Below are 12982 nucleotides of genomic sequence, written 5' to 3' on the forward strand. Positions count from 1 at the left end.
GGATAAAAGCTACCCTGGGGATAACAGGCTTATCTCCCCCAAGAGTCCACATCGACGGGGAGGTTTGGCACCTCGATGTCGGCTCATCGCATCCTGGGGCTGAAGTAGGTCCCAAGGGTTGGGCTGTTCGCCCATTAAAGCGGTACGCGAGCTGGGTTCAGAACGTCGTGAGACAGTTCGGTCCCTATCTGTCGTGGGCGTAGGAAATTTGAGAGGAGCTGTCCTTAGTACGAGAGGACCGGGATGGACGCACCGCTGGTGCACCAGTTGTTCCGCCAGGAGCACAGCTGGGTAGCTAAGTGCGGACGGGATAAGCGCTGAAAGCATCTAAGCGTGAAGCCCCCCTCAAGATGAGATTTCCCAATTTAGTAAGACCCCTTGAAGACGACGAGGTTGATAGGCCTGAGGTGGAAGTGCAGCAATGTATGGAGCTGACAGGTACTAATCGGTCGAGGGCTTATCCAAACAACACCCCAAAAAGTGACGCGAGGCTTCGAAGGTAATTCCGATTACTTTTCGGGGACCCCGGGAACAAGTAGGGGCTAACACGCAAATCAAGTTTCGTATCCAGTTTTCAGGGAGCAAGTATGGATCTGATGTAACCCAAGAGGTTATTTCAGTGAAGTAGGCTCACAGCATTTGGCGATGCTGTTTCCTGTTACATATTTGATGAATCAAAACCCGTTTGGTGGCGATGGCGGAGGGGTTCCACACGTTCCCATCCCGAACACGACTGTTAAGCCCTCCAGCGCCGATGGTACTTGGACCGAAGGGTCCTGGGAGAGTAGGACGCCGCCAAGCAAAAGGAAAAGAGCATTACCGTTGATTCGGTAGTGCTCTTTTTGTGTTTCTGTGTAAAAAACTGCATTTTTACAGGTATTTCAATCAATCTGTGGATCGATGCTCAAAAAGCTGTATTTTTGCAGGAATGTTCCTTGGACCGATGCGACCGTTAGTAAAATAAGTGTGTATATGCAGTTATTTTCGGAGTATTCGCCGATTTTGGGGAAATAGATGCTACAGTGCATTTATTTTCGGCGATTCCAACGAATTCCGGCCCAATGTGCTAAATTAAGTGCATTATTGCAGCTATTGAGCCTAAATTGCCGGAAATGCGCAAAAATAGATGCACTGGTGCAACTATTTCAGTGCTAATGCAGCCAAGGTCAGCCATCGCTCCGAAGGAAAAGAAATTTGGAGGAAAAGAAACATGACTTCATTTCAAAAACTAGGTATGATGAGAATCGTGAAATGGAGGTTCGGCTATACTTTCATCTCCTGGGAAGCCATTCGTGATCTTCAGCGGAACGGCTTGACCTAAGCTACTATGGAACATCAAAGCACCTAATGCGGCACGCTTGCGCAACAAACGATAGAGAAGAAGCGTCTAACTTTATACATCGACAACTAGAGAGGTAGACAGATGAAAACAAAAGGAATGATGATTTTGGGAGCTGTTCTTGGCTCCTTTCTTATTTCAGCAGGAGGTGCGGCTGCGGCCGAACGGTTTTCGGATCTCCAACATGTGAAGTGGGCGGAAGACAGAATAAACTATATGGCTGACAGGGGGACTGTTGCCGGATATGGGGATGGGAAGTTTGCGCCAGACAAGCCAGTGACTCGAGCGCAAGCCGTAACTTTTATGGTGCGGGAGCTTTATCCAGAGCAACTGCAATCCGGAGCGGTTCGCACGAGCTATTCTGATGTTCCAACCACACATCCTTTTTATCGCGAAATTAGTGTTGCGGAGAAAAATGGACTGGCCAGCGGATTTCCCGACGGCACATTCCACCCCGATACGGCGATGAGCCGCGCGGAGACGGCTGCCTTTTTAACTCGCGCCTATGCACTTGTGAGTGGCAAGCAACCTGTAAACTTAACAGATGTCCATGATCATTGGGCCGCCGCGCCGATCCATGTCATGAGCTCTAACGGACTCCTTGGTGGATATCCAGATGGCACGTATCGTCCGGATCGAACCGTCACGCGGGCGGAGTTTTCCGTCTTTCTATCACGGGTGATTCGATTCGAACGCCAAACCGCCATCGTGGCGCAGGATTGGGACAAGCTGATCTCCTATATGACCATCAGCGAGCAAGTAGGCCAAATGCTAATGCCAGACATCAGGCAATGGAATGGCCAAGCGACAACAACAGTCAACGAAGGATTGAAGGACCGCATTCACGGTCAGGACCTCGGAGGACTTATTCTTTTTGATAAAAATATTATCGACGCACGTCAGATCGTAAAGCTCACCCATGATATACAACAAGAAGCAGGGGATATTCCTCTCTTTCTCGGCATTGATCAAGAAGGAGGCGTGATTAAGCGTATCCCAGGGGGAACCAATCTGCCGGGGCAAATGGCGCTTGGGGCAACCGGAGACGCGGCGCTGGCCGAAGCGGCCGGAAAGCTTACGGGAGAGGAGTTGAAGGCGCTGGGGCTACAGGTCAATTTTGCTCCGGTGCTCGATGTGAACAGCAATCCGGATAACCCCATCATCGGAATGCGTTCTTTTAGCTCGGATGCGGACCTGGTATCACGCCTTGGCCTTGCAACGATCCAAGGGCTGCGACAATCCGGGGTGATCGCGGCGGTGAAGCATTTTCCGGGGCATGGAGATACGACGGTTGACTCGCATTTGGGATTGCCTGTACTGACGCATAGTCGAGATCGGCTAGATGCGGTGGAACTCAAGCCATTTCGAGCGGCTATCGACGGTGGGGTGGAGATGATCATGACCGCCCATATCGCCTTCCCTTCGGTAGATCATGAACTTGTGACATCACTTAAGGACGGAAGCAGCGTACCGATTCCAGCGACTTTATCGAAGAAGGTGCTAACCGGCCTGCTCCGGGAGGAGCTTGGTTATCAAGGAATCATCATATCGGATGCCTTCACGATGAATGGGATCGCGGAGCATTTTGGGGAGAATCAAGCGGTAGAACGAGCCGTCAACGCCGGTGTCGATATCATCCTGATGCCGCAGGACCCAGCAGCGGCCCATCAAACGCTGGTTCAAGCGGTGAAGAAGGGAACGATTCCGGCCGAAACCATCCACGAGTCAGTGAAGCGTATCTTGGAGCTGAAATCGAAATACGGGTTGTTTGATCAAAAAGCAAGCCTCACGCAGAAGCTAGGCGCACTGAAAACTATCGGCTCTGAAGCGCACCGCGCGGTGGGAAGAGAAATTGCGGAACGTGCGGCTACCGTTTTGGCCAGCCGTGACGGTGCCCAGCCGGATCCGATTCGATCAGGAGACCGGGTCGTTATTGCCGCAGTCGATCAGGAGCAGGCGGAGCAGCTTCAGCGACAGTTGGCGAAAGCCAGCAGCAACCTTTCGCTAACAACAGAAATTTCCATCTTTGGTCAAGGCAAAATATCAGAGACCCTTCAAAGGATGGAGAAGGCGGATTACGTTATTTTGGCCTCCTATCAATTCCGTAATGTAGCTAGTCAATTCGGTTGGGCCGAGGTTCAGACGATGATTAATGACCTAAACAAGCAAAATACGCGGTACACGTTATTATCGCTTGGCAATCCGTACGAGATGATCTATGTGCAGAACATCAGGTCAGGGCTTGCCGTTTACGGAAAGCAAGAGCCTAATACCCATGCCGGGATCCAAGTGTTGCTCGGTCAGTTGAAAGCCAACGGGAGATTGCCCGTGAGTACGAAATAAATAGAAGCATCAAGGATAAGCCGCGCTTAGCGCGGCTTTATTTTATTACAGGGAAGGAAAAGGTCGGATGATGTGGAAATGGATTAGGTAGTCGCAAAGATGCTTCCGTTAACGATGGTATTTAAAGCGAGGAAATGCAGCGAGTGAGGGATGTAGCTTGAAAAGAAAAGTATTATATATCGAAGATAATGAGAAAATCGGCGGTTGGGTCAAAGAAGAACTGGAGCAGCGTGGATTCTTAGTGCAGTGGCTGCTGTCCGGGGAAGCTGCTGAACGAGAAGTGAGCCAGCATGACGTCGTCATTTTGGATATTATGTTGCCGGGATTAGACGGATTTACGGTGGGAAAACGATTAAAAAAGGCGGCTCCTGCCGTTCCTATTTTGCTGTTATCTGCTCGAACCTCGATAGAAGACAAGGTGGACGGGTTACAATTTGCGGATGACTATTTAACGAAACCTTTCCACACGGAGGAACTGGTGGCTAGATTGGAAGTATTAATTCGTCGAATGGGTGGAACCCCTTCCGAACGCATCTCATTAGGAAATCAGATTGAAGTTGACCCAGAAGGCCAGATGGTATATGACAAACACACCGGAGAGGAAATTATCTTAACCGGGAAGCAACATCAGATCTTGATGTACTTTTTGCGGCACCCCAATCAAGTTTTGCCCAAAGAACAGATCTATGAAGCCATTTGGCAAGAACCTTATATCACAGGGGATAAAACGATTATGGTGCATATCCATCGATTGCGTCAAAAGCTGGAGCGTTATCCGGATTCCCCGGAGATCATTGAAACGTTAAAAGGAATAGGGTATCGGGTGAAGTTATGAAGCAGAATGGATCCTTATTTCGTCGTTTTCTCAAATTACATTTTCTGTTTATCTTTCTTCCTCCAATCATTCTTATTAGCTTCAGCGCGTTTTTTGGGGTTTCCGGTATTCAAGTCCAAGAAATAAATACCTTAAACCTTTTTCACCTTACTGTACTGTTGTTTGGTTTTATTATTGTTGCCTTTGTGATCTTATCCTGGCGATTCTTCTTAAACCTGCAGCGACGTCTCGCCGATTTACAAGGAGTCATGTCACTTTCAGCTAGAAACAATGTGTTCCCTAGCCCCATTCCTGTTCTAGCGGATCGGATGGATGAGATCGACCAGTTAGGGAGTTCTTTTAATTGGATGATTCAACAGCTTGAAGATAGTCGCCGGCAAGCCCAGGAAGAGGAAGTATTGCGCCATCGACTGATTGCGAATCTATCCCACGACTTACGAACGCCACTGACCATTTTGAGAGGACATGTCACCCGATTAAATAAAGAAGTTGTAAGTATAGAAGGTCAGCTCTCATTAACCGAAATGAATCAGACGATTACCAGAGTCGGGGATTTAATGGATGATTTACTTTCCTATACCTTGCTAACCTCAGGGAAACATCCATTTGAACCCGTTTCCACCGACATGGCACGTTTAGTAAGAGCAGCGGTTGCTTCGTGGTATCCTGTTTTTGAAGACAACCAAATCCAGCTTGATGCTGATTTACCGGCGGAGGAGACTTTTTATTGGGAAGTTGATCCGAAATGGATGATCCGGGTCTTGGATAATTTATTTCAGAATATTGTTCGGCATGCAGCAGAGGGGAAATATGCGAACATTGGTGTTAATGTTGAAAATGAACAAATCATTGTTGCCGACAAAGGTCCAGGTATGGACAACACCTCCGATGAACGTGGAGCAGGCATCGGCTTATCCATTTGTCATACCATGTTGAAGAGAATGGGCCTGCAAGCCAACTTTACCTCTAATGAAAAAGGCACAAGAGTCGTTATTATTCGTGTTTAACCTAAAGGTAATCCAGAAGTAAACCTCACGATAGCCGCGATGTAACTTTGCTTCCTTATAATGGCAACCATAACAGGAAAGGAAGTGTTAGGGTTGATAGAAATTGAGAACTTAGTCAAACGTCGCGGAACACAAGAAATCTTATCTGGGATCAGTTTTAAAGCTAGACCAGGCAGAGTGACTGGTTTTTTAGGGCCAAATGGGGCTGGCAAAAGTTCTACCCTACGCATATTGCTTGGATTAGATCGTGCCACTTCAGGGACTGCGCTCATTCATGGCAAGCCGTTCGCTCAATTACATAATCCTCTAACTGCAGTAGGTGCTGCATTGGACGGATCTGGAGCCCATCGCAGCCGAACAGGGCGGGCCCACTTGCGTTGGATGGCTCATGCCGCAGGATTGCCTCGCGTCCGTGTCGAGGAAGTTCTGGAAATCGCAAGTCTTACGAAGGTAGCGAATCAAAGAGTGGGGAAATATTCCCTTGGAATGGGGAAGAGACTCGGAATCGCAGCTGCACTGCTGGGAGATCCCGAGATCTTGATTCTAGATGAACCGGTAAACGGGCTTGACCCGGAAGGCATCCGTTGGATCCGAACGTTTCTGCGTGAACGTGCGGCAGCCGGGAATACCGTGTTACTATCCAGCCATCTCATGGGAGAACTTGCGGAGACGGTTGATGACGTGGTTATCATCAAGCATGGAGTCATCGTTGCAGATGGAACGTTGGAGGAGGTCACCGCCAATTATTCCTCGTTGGAGGAAGCTTTTTTTGCGCTGACATCTGACAAAACAGGTGACGGTGTATGAGAGCATTTCACGCAGAAGTATCTAAATTGCTCTCCTTGCCGGGCATTTGGCTTGCCTTTCTGATTGGGGTTGTTGCTCCTGCATTTATTGCTGCCATGGACGGTCATGCCCAAAAAGAAGAGATTATCGCGGGAATCAGCACGCGGCTGTCGGAAGTGGGTTATATTGGACTAGCTCTTGGTGTGCAAGGTGTCATTATTCTCGGTGTGCTTGCTGTCAGCAGTGAATATTTGACCGAAAGCAGTGAATCCGGTGGAGGACAGCAAATTCGAACGAGTTTAACGGTAGTTTCATCTAGGTTACATTTCATTCTAGCCAAAGCAGCTGCGGTAGCTCTCATCAGCCTATTAATGAGTGTTATTGCGATTTCGACCACTTTGGCAGCCACTCATTTTATCCTTGGGGAATTTACCCCTGTGTTCGAATACTCCAAGCTGTTTGGGGTGGTTTGTTACTGGGTATTTACGGCTCTCTTGGCATTGGGTATCACGGTACTCACAAAGAATGGTATGATTCCGCTTGCGGTCCTCATCATGAATACCTCGTTTGTATCCTTTAGTTTCTTGCTTTCCAAGCTTACCAAGCTGGCGTTATATTTGCCCGACCGAGTTGGAATCGAAATGTTTATGGTAACGGGCGATAGCTTTCTTCCTCCGTTTATGGGAGGCTTAGTGATGTTCACCTGGGTATTGATCCTTTTCATTGTTGCTTCTATTGTCTTCAGTAGGAGGGATATTGCCTCATGAGGAAGCTGACGCGAATCCTGCATGCTGAACTAGCCAAACTCATATCATTACCTTCGGTATGGCTTACACTTATAGGTACATTTATTCTGAATTTAGGGATAATTGCAGCTTATGTTTCGCTTAGTCTTAAAGAGCCAGGAGGATCGAGAAATATACTGAATCTTGGGATTTCCTCTATGGGGTATCTTCAAGTAGGATTCATGATTCTTGGGATCTTGGTAGCTTGTTCGGAGTACAACGGGGGACAGATTCGAACGACCTTAGCGGCGATGCCATGGCGGGGGCTTCAATTTACCAGCAAGCATATAGCGGTAGCCATAATTACGATTCCCGCAGCGTTTTTGATGGTTGCCTCAAGTATGCTATATACATGGATCAGAGTGAGAGAAGGAGCCGCAGGGTTTGAAATCGATGCAATGATCGAGGTATTAGCAGGTGCAACAGGTTATCTGACATTATCTACATTACTCAGTGCAGCTATAGGTGCTTTACTCAGACGAACCACTCCAGCTTTAGTGATCTTGCTTGGCTATGATTTCATCATCAGTCCGTTGTTGAGGAATTCTCAGTTTAAGTCTAAAAACGTTCTACCGGATGCGGCCGGATCTTACATGTATAGGGTGCCTTCCCCTGTGGAGCTGAACGCTCTTACACCGTTGCAGGGGACAGGGGTGTTCTTGATATGGACACTTGTCTTTGTTGTGGTGGCTTTGGTGGTTTATCGTAAGATGGATGCGTAGGTGAAGTGATGAGCTCGGTTATTTGTCCTGGGGTCAAGGAACAATTCGGATTTTGAATAGAATTTTGTACAAAAACTTGTATTACCGGGAAGCAGCTTGTAAAGTTAAATAGATTGTTTTATTCTGTAGAAATGCTTATTTATTTGAAGAGAACGTTTGTGAACGAGGATCAAGATTGAGCCTTACGCGCAAGAAAGCAGAGGTATATGATAACGTGAAGCCGTACCCTTTTACCTATAACCCTGGCATCCCGTTTATTCAGCAAGTAGCGGATTGGGTAGCAGACGTATTTTATGAGCTGCTGCCTGCAGCCGGCTTTGAAGTGCGGGATGAGCAGATTTACATGGCGTTTCAACTAGAGAAAGCATTTGCCGACAAACAAACGATTTTCGCCGAAGCGGGAGTAGGTACAGGGAAAACACTGGTCTATCTTCTTTATGCGGTATGTTACGCGCGCTATACACGCAAACCAGCGGTCATTGCCTGCGCGGACGAGTCCCTGATTGAACAGTTGGTCAAACCTGAAGGCGATATCGCCAAGCTAGCCAGACATTTGGATTTGATCATTGATGCGCGGCTCGGTAAATCGCCGGATCAATATTTGTGTCTCCAGAAGCTGGATCAGGCGAGAGTTCAAGCGAATACGGATGTTGATTGGGAAGAAATCATGACAGGTTTGCCCAGCTTCGTTTATTCTTCTGCGCCCATGCAGTCGTTTCATGCATACGGTGACCGGAGAAACTATCCGCAGCTTACCGACGAACAATGGAATGCCGTTAATTGGGATCCTTTCCAGGACTGCTTCACCTGTGATCGCCGTCACCGTTGTGGACAGACGTTATCCAGGGACCATTACCGGCGAGCTGCCGACATTATCATTTGTTCGCATGATTATTATTTGGAGCATGTATGGACTTACGATGGACGTAAACGGGAGGGTCAACTGCCGCTCCTGCCTGAGCATTCCTCCGTCGTGTTCGACGAGGGACATTTGTTGGAATCGGCAGCCATGAAGGCGTTTGGCTATAAGATGAAGCATGTGATCTTTGAACAATTAATTACACGCCTCTTGCAAAATGAAATCCGAGAATCCCTGGCTGTATTGATTGATGAGGCCATTGTACAGAGCGAAGAGATGTTTAACGCGTTTGGACGATATAACCTTGCCATTGCAGGGTCTGAACGTAGAGAAATCGTCTTGACCGAGACACTGCTCAGCGAGGTGCGCCGGTTCCGAGGTTTGATATCTGCGATTGAAGAGGAACTCGTTTTTGAAGGGGAACTCTATACGTTGGATCACTATCAGCTTCGGATCGTCGAGGAGCATATGGAGATGATGCAACAAGCGCTCCTTCTGTTCGAGCATTCGGAATCGACGGTCATCAGCTGGGTGGAGGACAGCCCGGAAGGGCTTACGCTTACGGTCATGCCGGGTACGGTGAAAGAAATACTCGAAAAACAGGTGTTCCAGTTGCGTATGCCCATTGTATTCTCGTCAGCAACGATGTCGGTGGAGAGCTCTTTCCATTATCTCGCGGACAGTCTTGGTATTGATCATTATCTGTCCTTTTCGGTTGATTCACCCTATGCGTATCAGGAACAGATGGAGGTTATAGCACCACAATGGCCTCTGGCTGAAGGTTTTGAGGGCAAAATGAAAGAAGCGGCGCGCATGCTCCATCGCACCGGTGGCAGAGCGCTGATTCTGTTCCGGACTCGAAATGAGCTGCGTCAATTCAAGGAACAGGTGAAGGCTGAGCCCCTGCTTGACGGGATGTCGTTCTATTATGAAGGTGACGGAGAAATTAGCCACCTGATTTCAGCATTCCAGCAGGAGGAGGAAAGCGTGTTGTGTGCGGTCAGTCTATGGGAAGGACTTGATGTACCGGGACCATCGCTCAAGAATGTCATGGTTTGGTCGCTGCCTTTTCCACCGCTGGACCCTGTATTTAATGCCCGACGAAAAGCGGTTACTGACCCTTATCAAGAGATCGATATGCCGTATATGCTTCTGCGACTTCGCCAGGGGATTGGCCGGCTGATCCGTTCTCGGGAGGATTCCGGCATCATCGTATTGCTGGGGGAAGAGTTGCAAACCAATCCCGTGGTGATGCATAAAGTGATATCCGTACTTCCAAAAGGTGTTGAATTAAAGTCACATTGAAACATCGACCAGTCGAGAGCACGACCTTACTGAAGCTTTTTCCGTCTGAGTTACTTCCCATGATTTGATTGAGGGTATAGATATACGATAGAATTGACTTCATCAGTAGGTGAAACCCGAGGTGATTCGCGTGAGCATTTTAAGATATAGTTATCCTACGCTGTTAAAAAGAAGCAAAAGCTTGTCTTATCGACAGCAAGTTACTTCAATGACAACGGTACTCATGAACTTTTTAGTAGAGCACAAGTTGATTCTAGTAGAACCGTTCCATGAGGATGGTTCGCTCAAGGACGATTTGGTCCTGCACAGCACGGATTTAACGGATGTAGGAAATGAATTCTTCAAAGAGGTCTTCCCCAAATGGTCAGCATATATTGATCGTGGGGGAGATATTCAAAAAACAACTTTGCTACTACAGGGATTGAACAAGTTGCAAAGTAGCGATTAAGCACAAAGAAAAGCCGCTAATTTAGCGGCTTTCTTTGTGCTCATTTATCTTTTATCATTCCGTATGCCGATGTCTTTCATTAAGATATTTCCTTTGGGGGTCTGATCAAAAATAAAACTAATCTTGCGAATCTGTTCGGGCACTAGATGGGTGTTGGCTTTCATGAAATCATTCATATCGAACGCAAAGTTTTGAAAAATCGGTTCCTTTATCGTTTGAAAGAATCCTAACGGCCGCTTGGCAAGAACACCTTCGAACATGGGGAGAAGGGGGGAATATTGGCTAAGTGGCAAGTGACTCACGTTTCCATGTTTATCTTCAACGGAGATCGTTAGGTCGACCAAAGTGTCTGCTGCACGTGCTTCCGGCTTGGCGTCATGGTTAGCAATGGAAAAAACAAGAGTACTTGTGTCAGATATATCGATCCCCGAATCCGGAAGGATGACCTGATAGACCGGAATGGAGGAACCCGATGTGTTATCCCATTCTAAGAAAACCGCGCTAAACTGTTCATCTGACATTTCCATCTTTACTTTGTCTTCTTTCCAGGCTTTGAGGGAGTCTCCTTCCAAATGCCCGCCGGGTAACGTGGTTGTTCCTGGATCGGAATCTTCTTCATAATTCGCGAGGGGGGTAGTGTTTCCGTCCGAATAATTGCTGATGTACATGGTTTCGGGCAACCATTCCTTGCCATACCCAAGATCTTGAAATACCATCCGATAGGAATCATTATTCTTCAATGTGGCCTCTAAAAAAGATGATATCAATACTTCTGCAGCTTGAATTTGTTGTTCGCCAGGAAGGATCTCTGAGTTATTAAACAACAGGTTTCCGATCCCGGCAGCATCGGTTCTACCCCAAACCGTATTGAATTGTCCATGGTTTGCACCATAAATGTACACATAGGTTTTGAAATAGTTACGATCTTCAGTAAAGTGTGTACGATAATACTGATTCGCTCCAAGGAACGAATTGACGTCCATATCATGAGAGCCATGGAGAGACAAATAGTTGATATCTTTGAGCTCAATGGGTTGTCCACCTGGTTTGTATTGCATGTCGGTACCTGCGATCGAGACAAGGGATTGAATATTAAAATGGTAATCAAACTTGATGGTTGCATCTTCAGGATAGGTTGTCATTTGGTTGTATGCGGCTGCTGTCGTGATGGCCTCACCCCCACGGGAATGCCCCATCAGTGCGATATGCTGCATATCTACTTTGTCGTAGAACGGATTTCCTTTCGAAGCGTTCCATGACTCCCACGTTTTTAAATGTTCGAGTAATAACCAACCACGTGCACGATTTTCACCCTTCAATCCATCTAAAATGAACAGATCATCGTAAGGAGAAATGTTCAGAAAGTTCTCGTCGATCGAAGCGAAGATATATCCGCGACTGGCCAGCAATTTTCCCAGATAAGCATATCCGGGATCAGAGAACTCCGTCGCAAGATGGTTCCCATGGACAATAAGGACAAGCGGGAAGGGGCCGTCGCCTTCCGGATACCAAACCGTGCCATTCAGCGGCATTGCCTCTGGACCAAATCCAAAGGTGTTCGTACGTCGGGAAGACCAATTTCCTACAAATGCCGATCCATCCACAGTCTCTGTCATGAGATGGCCTGGGGTGCTAAGATCTTTGCGATACGTTGGATTGCTAGCATAGGTTATGGATTTTACCGGATAGGGCCCCGGTTCAGCCGGATTAGCCACGGAGGTTGAGTAATTGTCCGCAGTCTTGATAGATTGTAAAGGATGAGGAACTTCTAACTCAGCAAACCCGCGACTCGTAAGCCAATATCCGAGTGCACAAATGAAGATGATCGTCACAGCAATCCCCGTACTTGCCGCTACCTTTACCCACCTTGCAGCTTCGCGATACGAACCCTTTATGAATCGATATAACAAGGCTCCAAGTAAAGAAAAGGAGAAGAGCATGCATAAAAGAATGGATAGCGTGAACGGTAGGGGGCCTAAAAAACTAAGATACAATAAACAAATAGAAGCCAGCAGGACCCAAACATACCGAGAAGGCATTTTTCTAGCCCAATGCAACACGCCTGCAATCAGACCCGTGAGTCCAAGTACGGTCAGAATCGATAAGATTGTACCCACGAAGTAGTCCTGAATACCTCGTGACCCAAGGTAATAGAAAGCTTGCACGAAACAAATGAACAACGTAACGATAGAAACTCCCCAAATCGCTCCTTTCCATCCTGACGGAAGGGGAGAAGTACGTGGAAGAGGAAACTTCGACAGCCGTGTTCTGATTGTCTTCTTGTCATTTTTTAAATTAACGTTAAGCATAGGTTACCGCCTTTCAAGTTATCACCAGTCCGCTCACAGATGACTTTTAGCTAGATAAATACATGATAAAGATATTAACGGAGCTTCGTTCAGCTGTACAAGAAAGTATAATATCATGCAGTACTGAATAAAGCAAGGTAGTGAATGAAAAACCACACTTCTTACGGTATTGAGAAGCTTATCAAATGAGGTAAAGGAGAAGGGCTTCAGGATGAATAGAATTCTAACTAATCTCTTTCGGAGG

The 12982-nt window shown here is 47.2% G+C and carries 9 protein-coding genes and 2 rRNA genes; 10 read left to right on the top strand and 1 reads right to left on the bottom strand.

Going from position 1 to position 12982, the window contains the following annotated elements; all coding sequences use genetic code 11:
• From BN3277_RS11390 to BN3277_RS11435, 10 genes are all read left to right on the top strand, one after another.
• A 23S ribosomal RNA gene (locus BN3277_RS11390) occupies positions 1-465 on the top strand; the annotation flags it as partial.
• Between the two features lie 219 nt (positions 466-684).
• Positions 685-801 (top strand): 5S ribosomal RNA (gene rrf / locus BN3277_RS11395).
• Between the two features lie 622 nt (positions 802-1423).
• Positions 1424-3682 (top strand): glycoside hydrolase family 3 N-terminal domain-containing protein, encoded by a 2259-nt coding sequence (locus BN3277_RS11400; RefSeq protein WP_059042777.1) that lies wholly within the window; start codon positions 1424-1426, stop codon positions 3680-3682.
• A gap of 157 nt (positions 3683-3839) precedes the next feature.
• Entirely contained in the window at positions 3840-4517 is a 678-nt protein-coding gene (locus BN3277_RS11405; RefSeq protein WP_059042779.1) for a response regulator transcription factor, read from the top strand.
• Positions 4514-5524: a HAMP domain-containing sensor histidine kinase gene (locus BN3277_RS11410; RefSeq protein WP_059042781.1), complete on the top strand. Its 1011-nt coding sequence runs from the start codon at positions 4514-4516 to the stop codon at positions 5522-5524. The genes BN3277_RS11405 and BN3277_RS11410 overlap by 4 nt, the downstream gene beginning before the upstream one ends.
• Positions 5525-5584: 60 nt before the next feature.
• On the top strand, positions 5585-6331 hold the full coding sequence (locus BN3277_RS11415; RefSeq protein ID WP_232436402.1) for an ABC transporter ATP-binding protein: 747 nt from the start codon (positions 5585-5587) through the stop codon (positions 6329-6331).
• Entirely contained in the window at positions 6328-7077 is a 750-nt protein-coding gene (locus BN3277_RS11420) for an ABC transporter permease (RefSeq protein WP_059042783.1), read from the top strand. The genes BN3277_RS11415 and BN3277_RS11420 overlap by 4 nt, the downstream gene beginning before the upstream one ends.
• Positions 7074-7817, top strand: coding sequence for an ABC transporter permease (locus tag BN3277_RS11425; protein ID WP_059042785.1), 744 nt, complete (start codon positions 7074-7076; stop codon positions 7815-7817). The genes BN3277_RS11420 and BN3277_RS11425 overlap by 4 nt, the downstream gene beginning before the upstream one ends.
• Before the next feature lie 214 nt (positions 7818-8031).
• Positions 8032-9981 (top strand): ATP-dependent DNA helicase, encoded by a 1950-nt coding sequence (locus tag BN3277_RS11430; RefSeq protein WP_059044732.1) that lies wholly within the window; start codon positions 8032-8034, stop codon positions 9979-9981.
• Between the two features lie 121 nt (positions 9982-10102).
• Complete coding sequence (locus tag BN3277_RS11435) at positions 10103-10429, top strand: hypothetical protein (RefSeq protein WP_187380069.1); 327 nt, start codon at positions 10103-10105, stop codon at positions 10427-10429.
• A 44-nt stretch (positions 10430-10473) separates the two neighbouring features.
• Here the strand turns inward: BN3277_RS11435 and BN3277_RS11440 are convergent, their stop codons facing one another.
• Positions 10474-12738: an alpha/beta hydrolase gene (locus BN3277_RS11440; RefSeq protein WP_059042786.1), complete on the bottom strand. Its 2265-nt coding sequence runs from the start codon at positions 12736-12738 to the stop codon at positions 10474-10476.
• Between the last annotated feature and the right edge of the window lie 244 nt (positions 12739-12982).

The sequence above is a fragment of the Paenibacillus rubinfantis genome (assembly GCF_001486505.1).
In the GTDB taxonomy this organism is placed as follows: Bacteria; Bacillota; Bacilli; order Paenibacillales; family Paenibacillaceae; genus Fontibacillus; species Fontibacillus rubinfantis.

What these genes read in the sequence shown, in the direction of transcription:
- BN3277_RS11400 (WP_059042777.1), top strand. Translation starts at nt 1,424, where the DNA reads ATGAAAACAAAAGGAATGATGATTTTGGGAGCTGTTCTTGGCTCCTTT.
- BN3277_RS11410 (WP_059042781.1), top strand. Translation starts at nt 4,514, where the DNA reads ATGAAGCAGAATGGATCCTTATTTCGTCGTTTTCTCAAATTACATTTT.
- BN3277_RS11415 (WP_232436402.1), top strand. Translation starts at nt 5,585, where the DNA reads ATGGCAACCATAACAGGAAAGGAAGTGTTAGGGTTGATAGAAATTGAG.
- BN3277_RS11420 (WP_059042783.1), top strand. Translation starts at nt 6,328, where the DNA reads ATGAGAGCATTTCACGCAGAAGTATCTAAATTGCTCTCCTTGCCGGGC.
- BN3277_RS11425 (WP_059042785.1), top strand. Translation starts at nt 7,074, where the DNA reads ATGAGGAAGCTGACGCGAATCCTGCATGCTGAACTAGCCAAACTCATA.
- BN3277_RS11440 (WP_059042786.1), bottom strand. Translation starts at nt 12,738, where the DNA reads ATGCTTAACGTTAATTTAAAAAATGACAAGAAGACAATCAGAACACGG.